This window comes from Paenibacillus herberti (assembly GCF_002233675.1).
Classification (GTDB): Bacteria; Bacillota; Bacilli; order Paenibacillales; family Paenibacillaceae; genus Paenibacillus_O; species Paenibacillus_O herberti.
The window spans coordinates 22,744-48,174 of record NZ_NMUQ01000001.1; the positions used below are offsets into that span (position 1 = coordinate 22,744).

Here is a 25,431-nt window from a genome sequence, read left to right on the forward strand (position 1 = left end):
ATCAGGCGCCATTCAACTTGTACTCAAACTCCAGGACGAAGACTCGGAACGATTCAAATCATTTAGTGTTAAGAAACATCAGGTTCAGATTTTCAAAGGAGTTGTAAGCGCTTTATTTAGGGGATGCATGGCGGTTGGACATAGGGTCGGTCAAGTGCCGGCTTAATACTTTCTTGGGGGGAACAGGAATGAAGGGGAAACGATTAACGGCGTTGCTGTTGGCTGCAGCAGTTGCAATGCCATTAGGCACTTGGGGAGGAGCTGCCCAGGTTTATGCGGATCAGTCAGGCATTAAGGCCGGCAGTTTTGAGGATTGGACATCTTCCGAAGTGGTCAGCTCGGTGCGCGCCAACCGGCTTCAGGATATTAAAGCTGTCCTGAAGGAGGACAAGCTGTATGTACTCGTTAACGGAACGGGACTGGATAAAGTGAAAACGCTTTATTTGAATACCGATGCTGATGAGGCTACGGGCAGCAAGGTGATTTACTGGAACGGTGGGGTTGGCGCGGACTACAAAATTGTGAACGATACGGTGTATCGGTTCGAGAATGAGGACTGGGTACAGCAAGGAAAGGCTCAAATAGCCGTATCTCCTTCTGGTGTTGAATATGAAATCGCCATGACTCTGCTGGGCGGAACAGCACCTGAACTCATGAAGCTTGCTTTTGAAACGGATGGATATGCGCTTCCAGAACTAGGACAAGCAACGATGCCGGTGAAGCTTACCAAAACCGTTCATGAACCTGCGCCGCTTGCCCCTCCTGTCGTCACGATAGATGCCTACAGTACGGAATGGGCAGATACTCCTGTACTGCAGCTGAGTCCGGACGGAGAGACATCACTGAAATACTCGCTGGGCGACGGCAAGCTTAATGTCCTTATTCAAGGTGAAGTTGACACGGGAGAAATCCCGGCTATCTACGATCATCTGTATCTTGACGTGGACAATGATCCGGTGAGCGGTTATCAATCCTGGGCGTGGAAAAATAAGCTCGGGTCGGAATTTTTTGTCCAAAACGGGGTCTTATATGCTTGGAACAGCAGCAGCAAAGCATGGGGGCCAACCCCGGCTGAAGCTAGCGGAATCAAATACATGCGTGGAGGATCAGGAAAAAACAAGACGATCGAGTGGAGCCTGCCCGTGAGCAGTCTAAATGCGGGAAGCGCCAAAAGTATCCGGGTCGGTTATTTGGCCACCGGAACTTCTATCCCGGCAACCAATGCAGAACCGCTTACGCTGTCGCTGGTTGAGCAGCCTCGGCTTACAATTGACGGCAATGCTGGCGATTGGGCTGGAATTCCTTTGCTCGGGACAGCTCCGGAAGCAGGAGCGATGAGTGTTAAAGCCCATGTTTCTGGAGGCAAACTGTATGGGCTCGTCACGGGACAGATCGATGCGGCGGAATTTCCGAATCTGTGGGAGCACTTCCTTTTAGACACAGACAAAAATCCAAATACGGGCAGATCATCTTCCGCATGGGCAGGCAAGCTGGCGGCGGAGTATTTGGTCCAAAGCGGCAATCTGTTCAAGGCGGACGAAAATCGCGACTGGAAGGTCACCGATACTAAGTACGAATATAAAAGATCCGGAACGGGAACCAACAAAGTCATTGAGTTCGCTCTGCCGCTTAGCGCAATCGGCGTGACAACCGAAAAGAGCATCCATGCCGGCGTAATTAGCAATGTGTACGGCGCACCGGCGAGAACCGGCGAGCCTGCGACAATCCAAATCGTAAATGTCAATCCGAAAATCATTGTAGACGGAAACGGCGGAGATTGGAGCGACGTTGAGATTGGAGCAAAGGCAGGACTGGTGCCGTATACGCTGCAAGCTGCCCAGGACGAGCGGAAGCTGTATATCCGTGTGAAGGGAGAGAAGCTGGATCTCCGCAATGTTTACTATATCAACAGCGGCAAACCTAACACATCCAATACTGACTCGGTTAATTGGAAGGATGCAGCCTACGACTACAAGATTGAAAAAGGCATTCTTTATGCTTATGACGCAGCGCAGAGCGCTTGGGCGAACCGCGGCCAAGTACGTTTGAATGCGGGCGATGATTGGGTTGAAATCGCTCTTTACCTGAATCAAATCGGACTGAGCGGACCCGCTCCGGTGCAAATTGGTTGGCTGCAACGGGGCATCATGCAGGTTCCGGCATCCGATTCTCCAATGCTGGCGGTAGGCCAGACAAGCACGACGCATCAGTCGGATGTTTTTTATCCGCGTGAGAACTTTGATGTGTTGAATAATCCGTTTATAGGATGGGCGGGTTGGGCAAACAGCAGCAGCCAACCGCCAGGAACACCTTACACTCAACAACACAGCCTTGTTTATGTTGGGGTTACCTGGAGAGAGCTGGAGCCTCAAAAAGGCGTGTTTGATTGGGAAGGTATTGAGAAAAAGTACCAGTTCGATTATTGGAGATCACTTGGAAAAAGAATCAATCTGCGTCTAGTATTGGATACGCCGACCGGTCAGCCTCATATGGATATTCCGGATTGGCTCTACGAGGAGCTGGATGCAGCAGGAGATCCGGGCACTCATTATAATGGCTTCACCCGCGACGTCCGTGCCGGCTTTAGTCCGAATTACGACAGCCCTGTTCTCATCAAAGAACATAAGCGGATGATTGAAGCTGTGGCAGCGCGTTACGACAAGGACTCCCTTATTGCGCATCTTCAGCTGGGCAGCTTGGGGCATTGGGGGGAATGGCATACTTGGCCGGCCGGTACGGGAGTATTCCCTAATCTCAGCGTGTCAAACCAATATGTCCAGCATTATTTGGACGCTTTCAAGAATACTCCTCTAGGAATGCGTAAGCCGTTCCCAGTAGCAAAAGAAAATAACATGGGCTTGTTCAATGACGTATTTGGTATCAAATCCAGCACGGACGAATTCATTGGCTGGAGCAAAAAAGGATGGAGCGGCATCAAAGAGTTTGTGGATGATCCGTCCCAAGCCGACGCTGTTCTGGCTGCATCTATAATGCCGGATTACTGGAAAACGAACTATTCCGGAGGCGAGTTCGCAAACGGCAACGCGGAAAGCTTCCTTACAGACGATACGATAATGGAATCGTTGCGCCAGATGAGGGAGAGCCACACTACATGGCTTGGTCCTTCTTCTCCGGCTAGAACTCCATATGGAACGGAGATTCAATCCAATATCGACGCTATGCAGCGTCTGATCGGTTACCGTTTTGTCGTTGAAGCGGTGAAAAGCAGCCCGACGGCCAATGCCGGTTCCGAAATAACGGTGGAGAGCATCTGGAATAACAAGGGAGTAGCTCCGTTTTACCGGGACTGGAATATCGAGTACAGCCTGCGCAACGCGGTGGGCGAAGTGGTATACAACTATCAGGACACGGCAACGGATCTAATCAATCTTCTTCCGGGCCGACACAATGTGAGCGCTGCGCTTAAACTTCCGGCTACCCTTAAGTCCGGGACGTATCAGCTTGAGGCGGCGATTATTGATCCATCGACCGGCCAACCAGGCGTCAAGTTGGCGATAGGCGACGAGCAGAACGACGGGCGTTATAAGATTGGAAGCGTGGCGGTGACCGGAACCGACTCAAGTTCCACTCCTACGCCAACGCCATCCGCAACACCGTCTGCAACGCCGTCTGCAACACCATCTGTAACTCCATCTGTAACACCGACGCCAACGTCAGGCCCGATCTCAACGCCAAGTCCGACGGCGACACCAAGTCCGACGGCGACACCAAGTCCGACTCCGGGCTCTGACGACAAGGTACAACTTGTAAATTCGCCTGTGTTAACAGGCGGGAAAATCGTTCTGACGCTTGAAACGGGCAAAACGAGCCTTCTGCTGTCTCTTTCGGCGGAAGCGATGAAGAACAGTCCAGCGATAGTTGTGAAGTCTGGGGATACAACGTTTGAAATTCCCGGCGATGTTGTGAAGCAGGCAAAGGGACAAACAACGGGCGGTTCGGCAAGCCTGTCCATCAGTATTGAGGCGCTTGCCGGTACAAAAAGTCAATCCGTAGCCTCGGCGTACGGCTTAAGCCAAGGAGCAAATGTGAAACCCGCAGCCTCAGGCTTCGGTGTGAAGCTGGCAGTGAAGGAAAATGCCAAGACAAACGAACTGACGGCTTTCACGGCGCCAATATTGGTTACACTGCCGGGGGCTGTAAACGATGCTTCACTTGTCAATTTGTATCAAGTTGATGGTACTTCCCTGAAGCTGTATCCAGCGCGCCTTATTGGAGGCAAGCCGGCTGCAACGATCAGCGGGCCAGGAGAGTATGTATGGATGCATTACAGCAAATCTTTTGCGGATTTAATGCCAAGCCATTGGGCAAGTGATTCTGTGGCTGAGCTTGCCGCCAAAGAAATCGTTAAAGGGGACGAACAGGGCCGCTTCCAAACTCGAACTCCAGTAACGAGAGCGGAGTTTACGGCGATGCTTGTTCGGATGTTGAAACTTCCATCGGCCAAGGATCAATCGCAGCCTTTCCGTGATGTGCCGACTACGGCTTGGTTCAGCGCTGAAGTGGCCTCCGCGCAGGAGGCGGGACTAGTTCAAGGAAGCGATGGCGCGTTCCAGCCAAACCGCTACATTAGCCGAGAGGAAATGGTTGTTCTGGCGGTAAGGGCAGCCAAACAGCTTGGTCTGCAGCTTAGCGGCAGTGAGACTGGCACGGCTTTTGCCGACAATGCCGATATTTCGGGATGGGCAGCGGAGAGCGTACGCGCCGCCACGGAGCTGTCGCTTGTAGCAGGCGATGCTGAAGGCTCTCTGCGTCCGAAGGAAGGAGCCGTTCGGGCGGAAGCAGCCGTTATGTTGGCACGCATTCTACATTTGCTTAATCGCTAGTTTTCTATTTGATAGTGCGCAAGGGATTTAAGCTGCATCAGCAAAACAGGAGGAGACTGAGCCGAGCTCAGTTTCCTCCTGTTTACGTTTATCGGCTATGGAGAGATTATTTGGCGCAAATAAATCGAAACCTGAGAGATTGGAACCGTTAACAAATCGCCCCAATGACTATGGTTTTGAAGACAAAATGCCTATTTCACTTAGTGAATAGCTACACTTTAACACTAAGCAAATAATTGGCGCAAAATATTAAATATATTAGCCAAAAATTGTTGACGATTTTTAAAAGTTTGGGCTATAATCAGGTTAGATAAAGGCTGATCTTTGCTTCCCACGGTAAAAGGGATTGGCGCAATTATGACCAATTGGAGAGTGTACAACATGAACAAGCTTAGAATGGCTTTCATCGGGGTCGGCGACATGGGATCTCATCATTGCATCGGCTTTGATCTGTTGCCGGAATGTGAAGTGAAGTATATTTGTGACGGCGATGAGGCGAATGTACAGAGAACGCTAGTTGAGTTGAAAAATTCGCAGCCTGAAATTTGCAGTGATTACAGGGAGCTGCTTCATGCTGATGACATCGACGCTGTCGTGATCGCGGTACCGAACTATCTTCACCGGGAGCTGGCGGTTGCGTTCCTGGAAGCCGGCAAACATGTCTTTTTGGAAAAGCCTGTAGCTCATACCCTCCAGGATTGCGATGCCATTATTGCTGCAGCTGAGAAGAGTGGTCGCTTCCTGCAGATTGGACTTGTATATCGATACTCCAACGTGTACCGCAGAATGGAAAAAGAACTTTCCCTCGGCAAGCTGGGAGAAGTCAAGCTGATGTGGTGCAAGGAATTCCGCGAACCATTCCCTCCAACTGACTGGTTCTATGACAAAAATCGCTCCGGCGGAGCGCTTGTCGAGAAGGACTGTCATCACTTTGATATTTTCAACTGGATGATTGGCTCCCGTCCGAAGCGGGTGTTCGCTACTGGTGGTCAGCATGTCATTAAGCAAGGTGAGCCCAATCAGATTACAAACTCTTACACGCATTATCCAACAAAGGAAATCAAAGATGTGTCCATCGTCGACCACGCTTGGGTAACGATCGAGTATGAGAATGGCAGTAAGGCGAATCTTGGTCTCTGTATGTACCTCAAGCCAAGGAACTTGATGGGAGAAGGGCTGGAAATTGGCCTGATCGGCGACAATGGCGCACAGATGGTCGTTCGCAATGATAAAACGATTGATATCGTTGGCGGTGAAAATTCCACTACGGAGCATCTCGACATCGATGTGATTTCGGATTCGATCTTGGGCGGCCATACGGGCGGACAAACTCAGCGAGTTGAATTCCTTAAATGTATTCGTGAGGGTAAGCAGCCTTCTGCCTCTGCACAGGTAGGCCGAGATGCGCTATTGGTAGCGCTTGCAGCTGAGAAATCTATTGTTGAGGAGCGCTATGTTTATCTGCATGAATTAACAAGCGAGGGGTGGAAGCATGAAAGGCAGCTTGAGAAAATTTGACACTCCCTTATTCTTTCTTTACATCGCACCTTGGTTAATCGGTTTTGCTCTTTTCTTTCTCATTCCGTTCGGAACGTCGGTTTTCTATGCATTCACGGATGCTCGTCTGCCGGGCTCGGTTGATTACAATTTTGTCGGATTAGATAACTTTATTGATATGTTCAACAATCCGATCTTTGGGAAAAGTTTGTTCAATACGTTCTACTTCGTAGTGATCGGAGTTCCTGTCGTAACAACCGGCATGCTGCTGCTAGCTATGCTGCTCAACCTCAACGTGAAGGGAATTGCAGTTTTCAGAGCGTTTTACTACTTGCCTACGCTTGTCCCGATCGTTGCAACCGTTATTATCTGGAAGCTTGTTTTTAACTCGGAATTCGGCATTCTCAATGCGGTTCTCTCCACGTTTGGCATGGCCAAGACGGACTGGCTTGGAGGCGAACACACGATTAAGCCTGTCATCATCATCCTGCAGGTTTGGATTTCCGGCAGCGGGGTGCTGATCTTTCTTGCCGCTCTTAAAAATGTCCCCAAACATCTTTATGAAGCCGCTCACATTGATGGAGCAGGACGCTTTCGGAATTTCTTCCACATCACGCTGCCGATGATCAGCCCGTCGATTCTCTTCGTCGTCATTATCCAAACAATGTATAACTTCCAGCTGTTTACCGAAGCGCTGCTCCTTTCAAGGGGAGGCCCGAACTACGCTGCTTACACGTTTGTTTACAACATTTATAAGTCGGCGTTTACCGATTTGAGGTTCAATATGGCGATGACGCAGTCCATCTTCTTATTCGCGCTGATCTCGCTGATTACTTTTGTGCTCATGAAGCTTTCCAACCGCTTCGTGTACTATGAGAGCGAGAAATAGGAGGACACCCCGCATGAACAAACCACAAAGCAATGGACTTAAGACGCTGGGGAAGTATTTGATATTAACGGTTGCTCTTGCCTTGTTTGTCGGACCGCTGATCTGGATGCTCTCTACAATGTTGAAAACAAAGGCCGAAACGTATGAGTTCCCGCCATCGATTATCCCGAATCCGATTACGGTTGAATCGTTCGAAAGACTGTTCTCCGTCCAGCCTTTAATGTGGACATGGATCGGGAACTCCTTTACCATCTCGATTCTGATCGTAATTGGCGCGGTCATCTCAAGCTCGATCGTAGCATACGGTTTCTCTCGTTTTCAGACGAATCATAGGAAATATCTCTTTCCTATCGTGCTCGCTACGCTGATGATTCCTCCTTCCATTATGATGATTCCTTCTTATGTACTATTCACCAAGCTGGACTGGATCGATACGTGGCTGCCGCTCATTGTGCCTGCTTGGCTCGGGGGAGCGTACTACATCTTCCTTTTCCGCCAGTTTTTCATGACGATTCCCCATGAGCTGGACGAAGCAACTTATCTTGATGGAGGCGGACGCTGGGTTGTTTACTCAAAAGTAATCATGCCTCTGTCCAAACCGATTGTCGTAACGACAGTAATCTTCGCTTTCGTCAATTCCTGGCTGGACTTCCTCGGTCCGTTCCTTTATCTGAAAGATAACGCGAAGTTTACGCTCAGTGTCGGTCTGCAGCTACTCATCGGACAAACCAGCCAAGACCTCCCTTCATTGTCGGCAGGTGCATTTATCAGCATTATCCCTATCGCCTTGCTGTTCCTGTTCGCGCAACGGTATATCGTTGAGGGGGTGGTGCTGACTGGTTCGAAAGGGTAGAAATAGGGGCAAAGATTTTGTTTTCAAATGAAACCAAAGGGGACCTATGCATGAAAACAAATGGAAAAATCAGTCTGCTCGCTCTAACCATGTCGATCGCTCTTGTTGCTGCAGGATGCGGATCGAACAATAATTCGAACTCCAGCAACAACTCGACTCCTGCTACTAATGCGGGAACGGAAAACACAGCGGCAACTCCTGCAAAGGAGGCAGAGCCGGTAACGATTACTTATTCCCAATGGGGAACAGCGGAAGAGTTGCAACGCACGCAGGAGCTGCTCGATAAATTTATGGCGGCCAATAAAAACATAACCGTCAAGATGGAAGGTAAAGATTGGGGCAGCTATTGGGATGGATTGACGGCAAATGCGGCTGGCGGCACGCTGCCCGATGTATTCAAGACCAGCTTCGCTTTCATTGAAAAGTATGCTGAGCTCGGGATTTTCAAAGAGCTGGACGGACCGCTTAAGGACGTCGGTTTTGATCTCAACAATATCGATCCAAGCTTGCTCGGTCTTCACAAATACAAGGACAAACAAGTGTCGCTGCCGATTGATGCCAACGTCATTGTGTGGTACTACAATAAGACGCTTTTCAGCGATCCAAAAACCAATCCTAAAGGCGCCAAAGAGCCTTCCCTTGAGCCTACTTGGGCCGAAATTGAAGAAATCGCAACGAAGATGACGTTAGACAAAAACGGTAAAAACCCAGGTGAAGCTGGATTTAACGCCAAAAACATCGTTCAATGGGGCATGTCCATTTCTCCAGGCTCGACGATAGACTGGTTCCTTGAACCTGAGCTGTGGTCTAACAACGCCAAGCTAGTCAACGATGACGGCTCGCTTGCACTGGACACTCCGGAAGCCAAGGAAGTTATGGACTACTTCATTGACATCACAAAGAACAAAAAGATCAACACAACTCCAGCTCAAATCGAAGGTCTCGGCGGCCAAGTCGGCCTGGCGATCAGCACGGGTAAAGTAGCAATGAACCCGGGCGGCAACTGGAACATCAACAACTTCAAAGAAGCCAAAACCGAATACGGTACTACGTATCTGCCGAAGTTTAAAGAAACAAAAACGGTCGTTCAACCGGCAGGTATGGCTGTAAGCTCCTCCACTAAAAACGAGGAAGCTGCCTACAAATTGCTGGCCTGGTTGGCAGGTCCTGAAGGGCAAACCGAGCTAGCTAAGCAAGGTTATTCGATCCCGGCTAACAAAGCGGCTGCTGATGCCTATATCGCAACGGCAGGCGAAGCGAACAAGATCTTCCTGGATGCACAAAAATTCGGTATTATTTCTCCATTCACAGTTAAGAAAACCGATCTTGTGTGGACATACGGAGAGCAATCGCTGAAGTTGCCTCTTGCTGGTGATGGAGATTTGGAAGCTGCATTGAAGGATCTGGCATCAAAAATGAAATAAAACCTTAAGCTGAAAGAAGGGGGCTGCAAGTGCCTCCTTCTTTCATCATATTATGGGATGGCTGCGGCACAACAAGTGAAAAAAGATATTCCAATACATGGAAAATGGGAAGTTGACAAGGTAGGGTAGTGATTATAGAATGAATTGCAACGCAAAGTTTGCCCCAAAAGAGTTAAGGGACCTTGGATTGATGAAGAGAGGAAAGCAAAATGGCCAAACTAAAGGATATTGCTGAACTGGTTGGCGTTTCAATCTCTACGGTTTCGAGGGTGATGAAGAACGATCTTTCTCGTTCCGTCAGTGAGGATACTCGCAGGAGAATACGGGAAGCAGCAGAAAAACTCGACTACAAAGGTGCTAGAAGCGAAGTGAAGCCATCCACTTTCCGGATCGGCTGCGTCGTTGCTGCGCCTCAGAATAAATACAATAACCCTTATTTCATGGTTATTTTAGGCGGAATCGAGCGTTCAATGGAAGAAGCCGGACTTCGTCTTGAATTCATTTTCAGCGTAGAAAAGCCAACGGACTTACAGCAGCTGCAGCAGCTCGTAAAAGAGCAGCATGTGGATGGAATCATCGTTGTAGAACGAATTGAGCCTAATGCTTATAACTGGATCAAAGAAAATGTCAGAGCCGTCGTCGGTGTAGACTTGCCGGATCTCAGCGTGCCCGTTGTATGTTATGACCGGATGGGGGCAGCACAGTCAGCAGTGGAGTACTTGATTCGTTCTGGTCATAAGCGGATCGGGTACCTTGGAGGCTCGGAATATAACGATTATTACCGTTTAGAAAAGCGTTATTTGGGCTATGAGAAAGCGATGCGGGAAGCTGGACTGGAGATTGATGACAGCTGGGTGCTCGATGTAAAATGGGATGTTTCTCTAAGCTACGAGCTGACGAAACAGGCTTTTGAGCAGAATAGATCTGTACCAACTGCGATCTTTGCTGCCAGTGATACGATGGCTATTGCAGCCATGCGAGCCGCTTCCGAACGTGGGCTTCGGATTCCAGAAGATATCGCCTTTTTCGGGGTCGACAACATTGAAATTTCTGAATACACCTCACCACCGCTATCTACGATTCATGTTCCTAAAATGGAGATGGGAAGTTATGCGGTCAAGCTGCTGTTCAGCTACTTGAATCAGGAATACACATTGCCTGTCCGAATGACAGTTCCGCATCAGCTCATTGTTCGGCGTTCCAGTGGAGTGGTATCGGATGTTGAGGTTGTTAAGTCGGGAGTTTGACACGGCATTGTAACGCCTCGCGTTTGAGGGCCATGTTATACTATCGGGAGTCCGTTCCTAATAGGAACGATAGAAAAGGGAGCCCTGCCGATATGTTTCCCCGTTATATTTCTTATGGCGCGGTGCACGCGCTCATTGCCGTTGCTCTCGGAGCATTCGGCGCTCACGGCTTGAAAGACCGTTTAGATTCCGACATGTTAGCTATATTTGAGACTGGTGTACGTTATCAGATGTACCATGCGATCGCGTTAATGATCATAGCCCTTGCCGCTAGCCGGCTCGGCGATCGGAAGGGGCTGCGAGTCGGAGGACGCCTGATCAACGTCGGCATTTTTGTTTTCTCTGGCAGTCTCTATGTACTTAGTCTGAGCGGAGTAAAATGGCTAGGTGCTATCACCCCGATCGGCGGCGTTTGTTTCATCGCCGGTTGGGCGATTTTTGCTTACAGCGCTTGGAAGGCTCGCGACAGCAGCTGAGCTTACTGCCAATTGCGCAAAAAGAACCTTTATGGAATAGGCTGAACTGCCTATCCCATAAAGGTTCTTTTTTGTTCTAAGTCGTAGTATTCCGATCAGGGACTTTTGGTGCAAAATGTGAGGCTACTACAACACGAAATCATCAATTTCCCCGATGCTGAACGTGTACACTTGCTTCTCATCTACATGGTAGACGGTCAAAAGTCCTGTTTCCTCATCCAAGTTGATGATGCGACAGGGGACGCTGAGTTGTACGCCTTTGCCACGATTGATACTGAGCCGCACGAGTCTTCCGTCCTCCAGGCAGCATCGAATCATATCGAGAGCGAGATTTTTAAGGCCTTGGTCGGAAGAAGTAGTGGTAGCTTCAATAGTAGGGATAATCTCAGGAACAACCTCCGCTGCTGCGGCAACTCCAATGTTAGGCGTAACGGCAGGTTCCTCTGAAATGGAGAAACCGATGAGTGAACCTTTGCCTAAGCGGTATCGGCTGAGTCCAGCGGTGTCCAGCAGCTGCTTGAGCAGCACTTCTGCCTCGTCGTGGTTATGCGCCTCGATGACAAGGTCAGTCTGGAAGGAATAGGTACGAAGACCTTTGTCTTTCATAGTATGTTATAGTTCCCCCGAACGTTAATATAATAATAAACTAACTATATCATCGGAATTGTTGATTACATAGTCCTATTTTTTGATGTTTTGTAGCAGAATCGGCGTTTTGGTAAAACGGAGACGCGTCAGCTAGTCAGATTTAATTAAAAGGCTATAATTTTGCCTATCATCGTAGCTGTTCGGGCCGTTTCAGCCTAACAAATCTAAACCAACTCCTGCCGAGTTAGCGGGTACGAACCACTGACCCACTCCTGCCGAATTTCTGGTTCTGCCGCTGCAGTGGGTTTTGCTTATTCAAGTAACTTTTGTTACTTAGATCTGCTGCTGCAGTGGGTGCTGGCTCAAGCAAGAAGCTATAGTTACTTGGTTCTGTCGCCGTGTCGGGTTCCAGAGCATTCAAGTAGCTTTTGTTACTTGGTTTTGCTGCTGTGACGGGTTTCAGAGCATTCAAGTAGCTTTTGTTACTTGGTTTTGCTGCTGTGACGGGTTTCAGAGCATTCAAGTAGCTTTTGTTACTTGGTTCTACTGCTGCAGTGGGTTTCAGAGCATTCAAGTAGCTTTTGTTACTTGGTTCTGCTGCTGTAGTGGGTTTGAATGCATTCAAGTAACCTTTGTTACTTGGTTTTACCACTGCGACGGATCTCAGTGCATTCAAGTAACTTTTATTAGCGAAATCGAACCCTCAACTCACTCCTGCGGAATTGGCGGAGACTCTTCACCAACTGAATCATGGCGCGCATAAGATGTGGGAATGCGGTTGGAAGGAGGTTGGCGGACGATGATACAATTGATTCCGATCCCGCTGGGAGATGGACTTACAGCGCTAGGGGTGGAGGTTAAGCTGCCCAAAACGACGCTTCTCGCGGTATCAACGGAAAAAGGCTATATAATGTGTGGAGCTCTCGATGTTGCGCTGTTTGACAGCAATCCCAAGTTGAAGGAGCGCGGCGTGCTGGCTGCTCGGGCAGTTGGCGTACGCACGCTGCAAGAGCTGCTTGACGCACCTCTGGAGTCGGTTACTGAGGCGGCCCAAGCGGCGGGATTGTCGGTGGGTATGAAAGGGATGGATGCAGTGCGTAAGCTCGCTGCCCTATAAAGGTTTTAGGTCAAACAAAAAGGCGCCTGTCAATGCGGATGATCCGCAAAGCAGGCGCCTTTTTTGCTGCGCTGATTGACGCTAAAAAAAGCTAACGGAACTGAGAGAGCTTAAATGCTCGACAACAGACAATAAAAAAATCTAACGGAACTGAGCGGCGTTATTGAGTGGAAAATGTGCCAAAAAGCCGTGTGGAGCTTCGAATAGCGTTCCTCAGTTCCGTTACACTCAGAATCCATCGCGAATGGGCCAAATAAGAGCTCTGAGTTCCGTTAGCTGAGCTGCGGAGCAGCAGCGCAAGCAGTACGATGAGTAGCAGAACAAGCAGTGCCGCAAACAGTGCCGTAATCAGCACCACAAGAAGTACTTTAAGCAGTAGCACAAATAGCTACTTGACCTGCCATCAGCCTGCCATCTATTCCTACTTTCAGCCATATCTTCAGCCCTGTTTGAGTTCCTCAAACAGCTTTTTCAGGCTGTCGCCGTAAGGTGCGCGGATAACGCCTTTTTCCGTAATGATGGCCGTTACATACTCTGCCGGAGTCACATCGAAGGCCGGGTTGAACACTTTGACGCCCTGAGGAGCGGTGCGTTTGCCGAAGCCCTCTGTAATTTCCTCGGCGTGGCGCTCCTCGATTGGAATTTCATCACCGGTCGGGGTGTTCATATCAATGGTGGAAATCGGGCATGCGACATAAAAAGGAATGCCATGCGCCTTGGCCAGCACTGCGACGCTGTAGGTGCCGATCTTGTTGGCGACATCGCCATTCGCGGCGACCCGGTCAGTGCCGACGATGACGGCGTCTATCCAGCCTTTGTTCATGACCATGCCGGCCATATTGTCGCAAATGAGCGTCACGTCAACACCAGCCTGCTGCAGCTCAAACGCCGTCAGGCGAGCTCCCTGAAGCACTGGGCGCGTCTCATCGGCGAATACGCGTATATCCATACCGCGCTCTTTGGCGAGATAAAATGGCGCGAGCGCCGTGCCGTACTTAGCCGTTGCGAGGCCTCCGGCGTTGCAGTGCGTCAGCACGCCCATGCCATCGCGGAACAGCTCAAGTGCATGCTCGCCGATTTGGCGATTTGTCTCTTCATCCTCGCTCTGAATAAGAATCGCTTCGTCAAGTAGTGCTTGTTTCGCTTCATCAAGCGGCGTGAGAGCTTCGGCCAGGGCGGAGGCACGAGCTTTCATACGGTCCAGTGCCCAGAACAGGTTAACTGCCGTCGGGCGGCTAGTCGCCAAATGATCGCCAGTCTCTTGAATGCGGCCGAGCCAAGCGGCTAGGCTGTCGTCCGGGTCGCCCTGGCCTGGCAGACCGCTGCCAAGCACGAGGCCATAGGCGGCGGCGATGCCGATTGCAGGCGCTCCGCGCACTTTCATTTGGCGAATTGCCTCCCATACGCCTTCCGCGTCGGTAAGAGGCAAGTAGACGGTCTCCTCCGGCAGCAGCCGTTGATCGAGCAGCTGCAGTTGGTTGCCAGCCCAGATCAAGGAGATCAAGCCGGGGTAGGTGCTATTGGTCATGATAGTAATACCTCCAGTCTTTCGGTGGGACAAAGTAATTGTGGAACATCCTGGAACGGCTGAGAGCAACAGAAGCAACAGAAGCAACAGAAGCAACAGAAGCAACAGAAGCAACAGAAGCAACAGAAGCAACAGAAGCACCTGCTCTGGCACTTCCCTGCGGTTTAGCGGGCAGCTGCGGTAAAGGCGATATCGATAATCTGCTCGATGGAGCGAATAGTCCTGTTCTGGCGGATCAGCTCTTTGCCGATTAAAAGACCAAGACGTTTGGCTCGCTCACGCGCCGCGTCATCCGGGATGGCGTCTAGGTCAGCGACATGGGCGAAGCCGACGATGCGCCGAATCATTTTGGCACCGGCGAAGCCAGCAGTATCTTGCAGCAGGCGGTCCATGTACAGGTCCTGGTAGCCAGGTGCTTTGGAAAATACCGGGTCCTGACACTGTTCGTCCCACAACGTGCGGAACTTGGCGCTGAACTGCGTCCATGTGCCGCGTACAGCCTCTAGGAGGAACTCCCGGTACTCGCGGCGGGAAGCCTCGTCCTGGCTCCAATGCTCCTGGCTGGCGAAGTTCAGCAGCAGGTTGGCGATGACAGCTCCGATATCGAAGCCCATTGGGCCGTAAAAAGCGAATTCGGGATCAATTACTTTAGTAGATTCCGGCAAAGCGAAGATGCTGCCTGTATGAAGATCTCCGTGCAGCAATGCCTCTCCGCGAGTCAGGAATTTTTCCCGAAGCAGGGCGATCTCGGTGAGCAACTCACCGTCGATGCGCAGAGCAGCGGCTTCATCGGCGATAGAATCCTCGTAATTATTGCGCTCATGCTCGCGATATGGCTCATCAAAGATAAGATCCTCTGTAATCTGGCAAAGCTCGACATTGACGAAGGACTGTTGGCGTAGCTTTTTCTCCTGCTGGCTCATGCCAAGGTCGGAAGTGAAAAACAGCGTTTGAGCAAGGAAGGTAGAAATATCGCCGGCGAAGCGAGGGTACAAGGTTCGCTCCATCAGTCCTTTACGCATAATAACATGACTGCTTAAATCCTCCATAACCGTGATAGCCTGCTCGTGATTGGTTAATAACACTTGAGGCACCAACTCGGGTGCCAGGGCATGCTGGATTTTGAGTGCCTCCCCCTCGATGCGGGCGCGGTCGATGGAGAGTGGCCAGGATTCTCCGAAAACTTTGACATATGGAAGGGCTTGTTTGATGATGAGGCCTTTGCCTGTGGCAGGCTCGGTAATATGAAACACGAGATTAAGATTGCCATCGCCGATTTCACGGCAGTGCAGATCGGCTCCCGGAGAGAATACGTTCTCGAACGAACGGGCGAGCCCGATGGCATCGGCCTCATTATAAGGATGGTAGCCTGACATGATTAAAACCGCCTTTCCTGGTCATTATGATATGGATTATAGCCCTTTTTTTTTCGACTTGAAATAGGTTGATTTGATATAATAGTACGATATGTGCAGGGACAAGGAGCGTGAGGGGCCATTGAGCACGAGGGAACAGTCTGAGGCTATGTCGAATGGCGGTACAATTACAACTTCGCCGGCAGCTCTCAAGGAATGGGCAGTCACGGTGCGAGCCCTGGAGCAGGGCCGCCAGATCGTTGTGCTGCGCAAGGGCGGCATCTCCGAGGAGACGCGCAAGTTCCAACTCGCAAGCAAAGACTTCTATTTAATGCCGGCCTACGAGCATCAGCGGCGAGAGCTGTTGAAGGAGAGCAACAAGGAGTTGCTGGACGAGGTGCTCCATGAGTGGGAGGGGCCGGAGGCCTCACATATCGTCATTTCCAGCCGGGCGCATGTTGCGGAGGACATTCTCATCACCGATCAGGAGGTGTTGGATCGTATCCGTGAGTTGCATATCTGGACCGACGACTTCGCGATGGAGAGGTTAAAATGGAAACGCCGCGATCCGTTGCATGTGCTGCTGCTTCGCGTGTACCGGCTTCCACAGCCGCTTCAGCTCCCGATGGAGCCGTCTTTTACCGGCTGTAAGTCGTGGATTGCTGCGGGTCCTCCCCTTGAGGCGGACAGGGTTATCCCAGTACTCGACGACGAAGAATTCAAGCGGCGCTGCTCTGAGATCAGAAGCTTATTGGGAACAGATGGCGAACATTGATTTGTAACGAGTTTTATACTAAAATTATTATTGAGAATCACTGAGAATCAATTTCCGTTTCCAATCCCGTTCGGATGGAAAGGATTGAGGATATCGAATACCGCTTGCCCGCATCATGCGGCAAGTACTTATATGTCGAAGGGAGCAATTTTCAATATGGCAACGCAATTCACGATTGAAGGACTTAAGGCAGAGATCGAAGGCAAGGAAATTCTCAAGGGGGTTAGCCTCAGCATGAAGGGCGGAGAGATCCACGCGATCATGGGCCCGAACGGTACAGGTAAAAGTACGCTGGCTTCCGCACTGATGGGTCATCCCAAATATGAAGTGACTGCTGGCACCGCTGAGCTGAACGGCGAAGATGTACTGGAGATGGGCGTCGATGAGCGCGCTCTTGCTGGTCTTTTCTTGGCGATGCAGTACCCGAGCGAAATTACGGGCGTTACGAACTCCGACTTCCTGCGCAGTGCGATCAACGCACGCCGTGAGGAAGGCAATGAGATCAGCCTGATCAAGTTCATCCGTCAGATGGAAGGCAAGATGAAGGAGCTTGAGATGAACCCTGAGTTCGCTCACCGCTACCTGAACGAAGGTTTCTCCGGCGGCGAAAAGAAACGTAATGAGATTCTGCAGATGATGCTGCTGGATCCGAAGGTCGTTATTCTTGACGAAATCGACTCTGGTCTCGACATCGATGCGCTCAAAGTTGTTGCCCAAGGCGTCAACGCTATGCGTGCCGACGACCGTGCGTTCCTGATCATCACTCATTATCAGCGCCTGCTGGACTATGTAAAACCAGATTTTGTACACGTAATGATGCAAGGCCGCATCGTTAAGTCCGGCGGACCGGAGCTGGCGGAGCGCCTTGAGGCAGAAGGTTATGACTGGGTCAAGGTTGAGCTCGGTATCGTAGACGAAACAGTCGGCCAGGCCTAATAGACGGGAGGGAATAAGATGAGCACACAACTTGGTAACCCCGTCGAACGGGAATTCGCGGAGGAACTGTCCCGCAGCAAGGGTGAGCCGGCTTGGCTCACCTCCCTGCGCGGCGAAGCGGCAGAGCTGGCAGCCTCCTTGGAGTGGCCGAAACCGGAGAAAATTCGGATCGACCGTTGGAATCTGACCGCATTTGGTCAATATAGCAAACCACAAGCTTTTTCTTCCGAGAGTGAGCTGCCGGAAGCGGCCGCATCTCTCGTATCCGGCACAGGCGCACTGCTTGTGCAGCGCGGTTCGGGCATCGTTTTGCATCGTCTGCCGGAAGAGCTTAGCGCCAAAGGCGTTATTTTCACTGATCTGGAGACGGCAGCTGCCGAGCATCCGGAGCTGGTACAAAAGTACTTGTTCAAGGCCATCCAGAAGGATGAGAACAAGTTGACGGCGCTGCATGCCGCCCTCTGGAACGGAGGCGTGTTCCTTTACGTGCCGAAGGACGTGGAGATCGAATTGCCATTACAGGCGTTGTTCTACAACGATGATGCGAACGTAGCGTTCGCTCCTCATATTCTGATCGTAGCCGAACGCCACAGCCGCGTGACTTATGTCGATAACGCGCTGACGATTGGAGGCGGCGCTGACGCCGTTCATCATTCCATGATCGAAGTATTCGCAGAAGCTGGTGCAAAGGTCGATGTTGCTTCCATTCACCAATTGGGTGGCAACGTCATCGACATGACGATCCGTCGTGCAGTGCTGGAGAACGATGCCCGCATCCAATGGGTTATCGGAGATCTGAATGACGGCAATGTGCTTTCCGACACGCTGTCCGTACTGAAGGGCAATGGCTCCTCGTCGGATGCCGCAGTCGTCACCATCGGCGCCGGCAAGCAGCGTATGAGCTTGACTACCGGAGCGAAGCATTTTGGCCTGAACTCCGATAGCAACATGGTGACCCGCGCCGTCATGAAGGAAGAATCAACGGCGATCATCAACGGCATCACTAAGATTGAGAAAGGCGCAACCAAGGCGAACGGCGTGCAGACGGAGAAAGTTCTTATGCTCAGCCCTAAAGCCCGCGGTGATGCCAATCCAATTCTGTTGATCGATGAAGATGATGTTACGGCAGGCCATGCGGCAAGCGTAGGCCAGGTTAATCCGGAGCAAGTTTACTATCTGATGAGCCGCGGTATTTCCAAACATGAAGCGGAGCGGTTGATCATCTACGGCTTCCTCGCTCCAGTTGTTACGGAAATTCCGATTGATACCGTCCGCGAGCAGCTTCAACAACTGCTCGAAAGGAAGCTAGAGGTATGAACATAGAGGAAATCAGGAAGCAGTTCCCGATTCTCCAGCAAGAAGTGAACGGGCATCCGCTCGTTTACCTCGACAGCGCGGCGACTTCCCAGAAGCCGCGCTCCGTCATAGAAGCGGTCAAACGCTATTACGAATATGACAATTCCAATGTGCATCGCGGCGTGCATACGCTTGGCTCGCGAGCAACGGAAGCTTACGAAGGCGCGCGAGAGCGCGTCGCACGTTTTATTAATTCCCCTATTGCGGAGCAGATTATTTTCACCCGTGGTACGACAACGGCGCTCAATCTCGTTGCTGCGAGTTACGCTCCTTCCGTCTTGAAGGAAGGCGATGAGATTGTGCTTACGCCGATGGAGCATCACAGCAATCTGATTCCGTGGCAGCAGGCGGCAAAGCGCTCCGGCGCGGTGCTGAAGTATATCCCGCTGCAACCGGACGGCACAATCAGCTTGGCGGACGTGGAAAAGACGGTGACGAACCGGACTAAGATTGTATCCGTGATGTACGTTTCCAACGTGCTTGGCGTAATCAATCCAATCAAGGAAATCACCGAAATCGCCCACCGCAATGGAGCTGTCATGGTCGTTGATGGAGCCCAGAGCACACCGCATATGCGGATTGATGTGCAGGCGCTCAATTGCGATTTCTATGCGCTATCCGGTCACAAAATGTGTGGACCTACCGGTATCGGCGCCCTTTACGGGCGGAAGTCGCTGCTCGAGGCGATGGAACCAATCGAGTTCGGCGGCGAGATGATCGACTTTGTCGATCTGTACGAGTCGACTTGGAAGGACATTCCTTGGCGCTTCGAAGCCGGCACACCGATCATCGCAGGCGCAGTCGGACTTGCGGCGGCAATTGATTTTTTAGAGGAGATTGGGCTCGACAACATCGACCGCCACGAGAAAGAAATGGCTGCCTATGCATATAGCAAATTGTCCGAGATCGACGGGCTTATGATCTATGGACCGCGTGAAGGACGAGTTGGGCTGATTACATTCAATCTGGATGACGTGCATCCACATGATGTCGCGACCGTGCTTGATTCAGAAGGCATCGCTGTCCGCGCTGGTCATCACTGCTGTCAGCCGCTGATGCGCTGGTTGGATGTAACTGCTACTGCGCGGGCAAGCTTTTATCTATACAATACCGAGCAGGATGTAGACCGGCTGGCGGCCTCGCTGCTCCGGACAAAGGAGTTCTTCGGCCATGCAATTGGATGATCTGTACCGCCGGGTCATTATGGATCACCACAAGAACCCCCGCAATCGTGGTACGATGGATGAGGAATCGGTCACGATTAATCTCAACAACCCGACCTGCGGGGATCGAATTTCACTTCAGCTCCAACTGGATGGCAACAAGGTAGCCGAGGCTAAGTTCTCTGGTGAAGGCTGTTCCATCAGCATGAGCTCGGCGTCAATGATGACCGAAGCGATCAAAGGACGCACACTGGAAGAAGCCTACGCAATGGCGGAGAAATTCTCTGCATTGATGAAGGGGGAGCCAGTTGAGTTCGAGGAGCTGGAGGATATCGAAGCACTGTCGGGCGTGAACAAATTCCCTGCTCGCATCAAGTGCGCAACGCTGGCTTGGAATGCTCTTCGCAAGGGCGTAGAGTCGCAGAGCAAGCAAGAGGGCTAAGGCCAAGCTGCATAACAAGGAGTGTGACCAATCATGGCAAAATCAATGCCGGAGATGGAAGAATATAAATATGGATTCCGCGACGAGCACAAGTCGATTTTCCAATCAGGCAAGGGCCTGACGGAGGAAGTCGTTCGTACGATTTCCGAAATGAAAGGCGAGCCGGAGTGGATGTTGAAATTCCGTCTCAAAGCGTTGGAACAATTCAACAAAATGCCGATGCCTAGTTGGGGCGGAGACATGGACGATCTGGATTTCAACGACATTCAGTACTATGTCAAGCCATCCGAGAGACAAGGCAAGACTTGGGAAGAAGTTCCTCAAGAAATCAAGGAAACGTTCGACAAACTCGGTATTCCTGAGGCGGAGCAGAAGTTCCTCGCAGGTGTTTCCGCACAGTACGAGTCCGAGGTTGTTTATCACAGCATGCAGGAAGATCTGGAGAAGCAAGGCGTTCTCTTCATGGATACCGATACGGCGCTGCGCGAGCATCCAGAAATCATACGCGAGCACTTAGCTACTGTTATTCCTACAACAGACAACAAATTCTCGGCGCTTAACAGCGCTGTCTGGTCTGGCGGCAGCTTCATCTATGTGCCGAAGGGCGTAAAGTGTGAGATTCCGCTGCAGGCGTACTTCCGGATCAATTCCGAGAATATGGGCCAATTCGAGCGTACACTTATCATTGCTGATGAAGATAGCTTTGTGCACTATGTTGAGGGCTGCACGGCTCCGGTATATAGCACAAACTCCCTGCATAGCGCAGTTGTAGAAATCATCGTCAAAAAGAACGCTCGCGTTCGTTACACGACGATTCAGAACTGGGCGCCAAACATCTACAACCTCGTAACCAAACGTGCGGTTGCTGATGAGAATGCAACGATGGAGTGGGTCGACGGTAACATCGGCTCTAAGCTCACCATGAAGTATCCAGCAGTCATCCTGCGTGGTCGCGGTGCAAAAGGCATGGTATTGTCCATCGCCGTTGCCGGCAAAGGCCAACATCAGGATGCCGGCGCGAAGATGATCCACCTGGCGCCGGATACGACGTCAACGATCGTTTCCAAGTCGATCTCCAAACATGGCGGCAAAGTAACGTACCGTGGTCTTTGCTCGTTCGGCCGCAACGCCGAGGGCGCCAAGGCGAACATCAAATGCGATACGCTCATTCTCGACAACCTGTCGACGTCCGACACAATCCCGTACAACGAGATTCTGAACGACAACATCACGCTTGAGCATGAGGCGACTGTATCCAAGGTTTCCGAGGATCAACTGTTCTATCTGATGAGCCGTGGTCTTAGCGAAGCGGAAGCAACGCAAATGATCGTCATGGGCTTCATCGAGCCATTCACGAAGGAACTGCCGATGGAGTATGCGGTTGAGATGAACCGTCTCATCAAGTTCGAGATGGAAGGTTCAATCGGTTAAACCCTTTATGTAGGAGGCGAACTTTTAAAGTTCGCCTTCTTCTTTTTTATAACGAACGGAATATTGTAATATCGTTGTGGCGAGAGGATGAGTCAAGAAAGTCAGAGCTGATAGAAACGTCTGTAGAACTATAGGGCCCTCCATATAGATTCATCTTAATGGTAACGGTTGTATAACTACCCGTGGGAATGTTGACTCTGTAAACAGCGGTACCAGTAGTTTTTTTAAATACAGCAGTGTTAACTTGAAAATTATAATAGCTACCTGGAGGGATGATATGCGGGAGAGGGGAAGGCGACTCAAAATTTCCTGTCAGTGAAGTGGACTCCATGCTCAAAAATGTTATTTCGTTGTAGACGTTAAACGATACGCTTCCCGCTGATGAGATGTTATCCGGCTCGTTGCCGACAGAGTTGCCAAAGACTTGGGTAACGATAACAAGTAAAATAAATAAAACCAGAATGATACCGAGACTTGAATCTCTGAACCGGCTAATTTCTAATTTTTTTCGATCCATTCTATTTGCTCCTAAACTAGGGAATGTTATATGAATATTCTATGCGGAGGAAGTAGTTTTGATCGTAGGCTCTAGTCTGTTTAAAAGATGATACCTTCCGAGTACTGATTAGAGAGTACCCCGTCAGACCGTCAACCTGTGGCGCGGTCGGTATTTTTCGTTTATTTGATGTAGGTCAAAACGAGACTAAACTAATAGAGGAGCCTGCCGAATGGCAGGCTCTATTTGCTCTAATTTAGCGTTTTGAGGTATCGAATATTTCTGCGACTCCGAGCGGATCGAAGTAAATCGTAAACCGGCCGAGGACGATCATCTGGCCGTATTTTTCCTGGTAGTGGAAGATGGATTCCTTCAAAAACTCTTCTGTAACCTCCAAAAAATCGGCGATCTCAAAGGCGTTGCGGCAGCCACCGATGTAAGCCCGCACGAGCTCGGACAAAGGAATGAGCTTTTCAAATCCCCAATTGCGGGCGCGCTTTTCCTGTTTGCGGTTCACAAGAGTGGACTGATCGGTAATATCCCCGGCTGAAGTGTAGTAATGGCCAAGCTCCTCCGCTAAGATACAGGCCTTCTCCGATGAAGTCCGCAGACTCCGGCTCAGAAGAATCGCTTGAACCGCTTTTGTTTCGACGTATAGTCCCTTAATTTTGTCGGGAAGATCAGCTTGCTCGCTCAGGAGTACAGGCGTTTCCCGCAGCAAGCTCTCGTATTTGGACATAACCTCTCCCCTAGATTATTTTTTGGCTAATGCGATGCGCAGCGCCAGCTTGATTTGATCGAGTTCTTGCCCCGATAACGGCCCCTCATGTCCAATGCGATGCGCCGCCAGCGTCAAAATCTGCTCCTCCGTCAGCTCATGCCCGATATCCTGCAGACTTTTGGGCGGCGCGGGCTGACTGATGCCGCTCAGCAAATAATCCGAGGTGACATTCAAAATCTCGGCCAGTTGGCTGAGTTTGTCGCTTGGAGGGGCGCTTTTGTCCCGCTCATAACTAGATATATTGGCTTCCGTCATTTGAAGCTTCGCGGCTAGCTGCATTTGGGTCAAACCTCGTTTGATCCGGTACTCTCGAATCCTTTTGCCAAGCGACATCGTTGCATTCTCCCCCTTATTTTCCCATGAGTTGAGACAAACTATTGCTCAAATATAATTTGAGTGATATAGTAGGTCTCAGATGATTTATTGCTATCGGACTCCTCGATTGCCAGCTTATTCAAGTGAAAGGCGGGATAATGGGCAGGATACGGAGCCGGACTCAAATTATTTTTTATTTTAATATCTATTATAAAAGAGAAGAACACAAAGCGCAAGATGATTTCGAGAACATCTGTGCTTATTTATTCGTGATCCAAACTCAAATCTAATTTGAGTAAAGGCCAGCTACTTAATAAAAGGAGCTATTCCTGTAATGAAGTAATTTGAGCTTTGAGCAAAAAAGCGCCACTTAGTATACTGGGAATCGTGTTCCGCCAAAGAACAAATTCCAATACGAAAGAGGCGCTCATTATGAAGTATAAATTGAAGCAGAAACAGAATCAACGTATCACACGAATTAACGAAGCAACACTGGTTGTCGGAGCAGATATTGCCAAGAAGGTTCATGTCGCTCGTGCGGTAGACTTTCGAGGGATCGAACTCGGCAAAGATTGCGTCTTCCATAATGACGCAGAAGGGTTGACGAAGCTATCGGCGTGGATGAAAGAGCTCGGGCAAGCACACGGCAAGACCGAAATCATGTTTGGCATCGAGCCTACCGGACACTACTGGTTTCCTCTCGCAGCTTTCTTGCAAGAACAAGGGATTCAAGTCGTTGTCGTCAATCCGTCTCATGTAAATAAGACGAAAGAGCTTGAGGACAATTCGCCGACGAAAAGCGATTACAAGGACGCGAAAGTCATCGCCGATTTGATTCGGAACGGGAAGTACTCCGAACCTAAACTACCGACCAAGGAATACGCGGATTTGCGCATCCTCATGAATTTGCGTGAGAAAGTATCTGCAAGCCTAACGCAAGCAAAAGGGCGCATCGGCAATTGGTTCGACCGGTTTTTCCCGGAGTACTCCCGTGTCTTCAAGAATTGGGATGGGAAAGCGTCGCTCATGAGCATGCGGAAGTTTCCGTTGCCCGCCGACATCGTCGCTATGGGAGCCAGAGACGTCCTGGCCCACTGGAAGACGGATGTGAAGCGCGGCGTAGGGATCAAGCGCGCGGAAGCGCTACTCGTTGCTGCCACCACTTCCATCGGTCTGACGGAGGGAACGGTTGCAGCACGAATGGAGCTTAGCACGCTCCTGAGCCAGTTCGAGCTTTTCAGCGAACAGCTCGAACAAATCATGGAGCAAGTCATGGTGATCCTGGATAGCATTCCGGGAGCCGCACAAATGCTGACCGTACCGGGAGTTGGAGCGATCACCGTCGCTGGATTTTTAGCGGAAGTTGGGGATTTGAACAACTACGATCACGGTCAACAAATCATTCGACTGGCAGGGCTGAATCTCAAAGAGAACAGCTCCGGCAAGCGCAAAGGCAGAACCTCCATTACCAAACGAGGGCGATCGCGGCTTAGGGCGCTGTTGTTCCGCGCGGTAATGCCGATGGTGGCGAAGAACGAGGCGTTCAAAGCGCTGCACAAGCACTATACAACGCGAAGTCAGAATCCGCTGAAGAAGAAACAATCGCTCATCGCCTTGTGCGGGAAGTTGATTCGGGTCTTGCATACGCTTGGAACCAAACAGAAGGCATACAACGCTGTAGATGTAATCGGGCCGGTTCGACAGTCTCAGATGCACCAAGCGGCTGCTTAAGCAAGAAGCACAACTCCTGGACATTTACGATTCAACGTAAGCAACGAAGACAACGGAAGCACCGGAGAAGCCGAAGCACAATATTCCATAAGGGCAACGACCCCGTAAAGGAGCAAGAATCGGCATCCACCCCTTGAGAGGTAGAACGAAGGAATGTAAGGGCATAGACCCAGCGTGACATGGGAGG

General features: G+C 50.6%; 23 protein-coding genes. 15 read left to right on the top strand and 8 right to left on the bottom strand.

Features of this window, described 5'->3' with window-relative positions:
* Positions 1-188: 188 nt before the first annotated feature.
* The 7 genes from CGZ75_RS00120 (at position 189) to CGZ75_RS00150 (ending at position 11,230) form a co-directional block, all read left to right on the top strand.
* The gene (locus tag CGZ75_RS00120; RefSeq protein ID WP_089522003.1) at positions 189-4,844 is read left to right on the top strand and encodes an S-layer homology domain-containing protein; all 4,656 of its coding nucleotides are present in this window, start codon (positions 189-191) and stop codon (positions 4,842-4,844) included.
* A 381-nt stretch (positions 4,845-5,225) separates the two neighbouring features.
* Positions 5,226-6,362, top strand: a complete 1,137-nt coding sequence (locus tag CGZ75_RS00125; protein WP_089522005.1) for a Gfo/Idh/MocA family protein — start codon at positions 5,226-5,228, stop codon at positions 6,360-6,362.
* Positions 6,337-7,230, top strand: a complete 894-nt coding sequence (locus CGZ75_RS00130) for a carbohydrate ABC transporter permease (RefSeq protein WP_089522008.1) — start codon at positions 6,337-6,339, stop codon at positions 7,228-7,230. Before CGZ75_RS00125 ends, CGZ75_RS00130 begins: the two co-directional genes overlap by 26 nt.
* Before the next feature lie 13 nt (positions 7,231-7,243).
* Positions 7,244-8,083, top strand: coding sequence for a carbohydrate ABC transporter permease (locus CGZ75_RS00135; RefSeq protein ID WP_089522010.1), 840 nt, complete (start codon positions 7,244-7,246; stop codon positions 8,081-8,083).
* Between the two features lie 50 nt (positions 8,084-8,133).
* Positions 8,134-9,507, top strand: a complete 1,374-nt coding sequence (locus CGZ75_RS00140) for an ABC transporter substrate-binding protein (protein WP_089522012.1) — start codon at positions 8,134-8,136, stop codon at positions 9,505-9,507.
* A 209-nt stretch (positions 9,508-9,716) separates the two neighbouring features.
* Positions 9,717-10,754, top strand: a complete 1,038-nt coding sequence (locus CGZ75_RS00145; RefSeq protein ID WP_089522014.1) for a LacI family DNA-binding transcriptional regulator — start codon at positions 9,717-9,719, stop codon at positions 10,752-10,754.
* Positions 10,755-10,846: 92 nt separating this feature from the next.
* Entirely contained in the window at positions 10,847-11,230 is a 384-nt protein-coding gene (locus CGZ75_RS00150) for a DUF423 domain-containing protein (protein ID WP_089522016.1), read from the top strand.
* 126 nt (positions 11,231-11,356) lie between these two features.
* Here the strand turns inward: CGZ75_RS00150 and CGZ75_RS00155 are convergent, their stop codons facing one another.
* Positions 11,357-11,836 carry a hypothetical protein gene (locus CGZ75_RS00155; protein WP_089522018.1) on the bottom strand — a complete coding sequence of 160 codons (480 nt, stop codon included), beginning with the start codon at positions 11,834-11,836 and terminating at the stop codon, positions 11,357-11,359.
* 226 nt (positions 11,837-12,062) lie between these two features.
* Positions 12,063-12,470, bottom strand: a complete 408-nt coding sequence (locus tag CGZ75_RS00160; protein WP_176444628.1) for a hypothetical protein — start codon at positions 12,468-12,470, stop codon at positions 12,063-12,065.
* Positions 12,471-12,617: 147 nt separating this feature from the next.
* On the opposite strand from CGZ75_RS00160, the gene CGZ75_RS00165 reads away from it, so the two are divergent.
* Positions 12,618-12,935, top strand: a complete 318-nt coding sequence (locus tag CGZ75_RS00165; protein ID WP_089522021.1) for a YunC family protein — start codon at positions 12,618-12,620, stop codon at positions 12,933-12,935.
* A 160-nt stretch (positions 12,936-13,095) separates the two neighbouring features.
* On the opposite strand, the gene CGZ75_RS00170 is transcribed toward CGZ75_RS00165, so the two are convergent.
* From CGZ75_RS00170 to mtnK, 3 genes are all read right to left on the bottom strand, one after another.
* Complete coding sequence (locus CGZ75_RS00170) at positions 13,096-13,317, bottom strand: hypothetical protein (RefSeq protein ID WP_089522023.1); 222 nt, start codon at positions 13,315-13,317, stop codon at positions 13,096-13,098.
* A 57-nt stretch (positions 13,318-13,374) separates the two neighbouring features.
* The gene (mtnA, locus tag CGZ75_RS00175; RefSeq protein WP_089524478.1) at positions 13,375-14,463 is read right to left on the bottom strand and encodes an S-methyl-5-thioribose-1-phosphate isomerase; all 1,089 of its coding nucleotides are present in this window, start codon (positions 14,461-14,463) and stop codon (positions 13,375-13,377) included.
* Between the two features lie 164 nt (positions 14,464-14,627).
* Positions 14,628-15,839, bottom strand: a complete 1,212-nt coding sequence (mtnK, locus tag CGZ75_RS00180; protein WP_089522025.1) for an S-methyl-5-thioribose kinase — start codon at positions 15,837-15,839, stop codon at positions 14,628-14,630.
* A gap of 121 nt (positions 15,840-15,960) precedes the next feature.
* Here mtnK and CGZ75_RS00185 point away from each other — a divergent pair, with 121 nt between their 5' ends.
* From CGZ75_RS00185 to sufB, 6 genes are all read left to right on the top strand, one after another.
* On the top strand, positions 15,961-16,593 hold the full coding sequence (locus tag CGZ75_RS00185) for a DUF1802 family protein (protein WP_245850647.1): 633 nt from the start codon (positions 15,961-15,963) through the stop codon (positions 16,591-16,593).
* A gap of 156 nt (positions 16,594-16,749) precedes the next feature.
* Positions 16,750-17,529 carry a Fe-S cluster assembly ATPase SufC gene (sufC, locus tag CGZ75_RS00190; protein ID WP_089522027.1) on the top strand — a complete coding sequence of 260 codons (780 nt, stop codon included), beginning with the start codon at positions 16,750-16,752 and terminating at the stop codon, positions 17,527-17,529.
* An 18-nt stretch (positions 17,530-17,547) separates the two neighbouring features.
* Positions 17,548-18,846 (top strand): Fe-S cluster assembly protein SufD, encoded by a 1,299-nt coding sequence (gene sufD / locus CGZ75_RS00195; protein ID WP_089522029.1) that lies wholly within the window; start codon positions 17,548-17,550, stop codon positions 18,844-18,846.
* Positions 18,843-20,069, top strand: a complete 1,227-nt coding sequence (locus CGZ75_RS00200) for a cysteine desulfurase (protein ID WP_089522031.1) — start codon at positions 18,843-18,845, stop codon at positions 20,067-20,069. Before sufD ends, CGZ75_RS00200 begins: the two co-directional genes overlap by 4 nt.
* Entirely contained in the window at positions 20,056-20,490 is a 435-nt protein-coding gene (sufU, locus tag CGZ75_RS00205; RefSeq protein ID WP_089522033.1) for a Fe-S cluster assembly sulfur transfer protein SufU, read from the top strand. Before CGZ75_RS00200 ends, sufU begins: the two co-directional genes overlap by 14 nt.
* A 33-nt stretch (positions 20,491-20,523) precedes the next feature.
* A complete protein-coding gene (gene sufB, locus CGZ75_RS00210; RefSeq protein ID WP_089522035.1) occupies positions 20,524-21,921 on the top strand; it encodes a Fe-S cluster assembly protein SufB in 1,398 nt (465 codons plus the stop codon).
* A 46-nt stretch (positions 21,922-21,967) separates the two neighbouring features.
* Here the strand turns inward: sufB and CGZ75_RS00215 are convergent, their stop codons facing one another.
* The 3 genes from CGZ75_RS00215 to CGZ75_RS00225 form a co-directional block, all read right to left on the bottom strand.
* Positions 21,968-22,438: a hypothetical protein gene (locus CGZ75_RS00215; RefSeq protein WP_089522037.1), complete on the bottom strand. Its 471-nt coding sequence runs from the start codon at positions 22,436-22,438 to the stop codon at positions 21,968-21,970.
* A gap of 235 nt (positions 22,439-22,673) precedes the next feature.
* Positions 22,674-23,156, bottom strand: a complete 483-nt coding sequence (locus CGZ75_RS00220; protein WP_089522039.1) for an ImmA/IrrE family metallo-endopeptidase — start codon at positions 23,154-23,156, stop codon at positions 22,674-22,676.
* Between the two features lie 15 nt (positions 23,157-23,171).
* Complete coding sequence (locus CGZ75_RS00225; RefSeq protein WP_089522041.1) at positions 23,172-23,531, bottom strand: helix-turn-helix domain-containing protein; 360 nt, start codon at positions 23,529-23,531, stop codon at positions 23,172-23,174.
* A 414-nt stretch (positions 23,532-23,945) separates the two neighbouring features.
* Between CGZ75_RS00225 and CGZ75_RS00230 the strand changes: the two genes are divergently transcribed.
* Positions 23,946-25,244 (top strand): IS110 family RNA-guided transposase, encoded by a 1,299-nt coding sequence (locus CGZ75_RS00230; RefSeq protein WP_089522044.1) that lies wholly within the window; start codon positions 23,946-23,948, stop codon positions 25,242-25,244.
* The last annotated feature ends 187 nt before the right edge of the window (positions 25,245-25,431 follow it).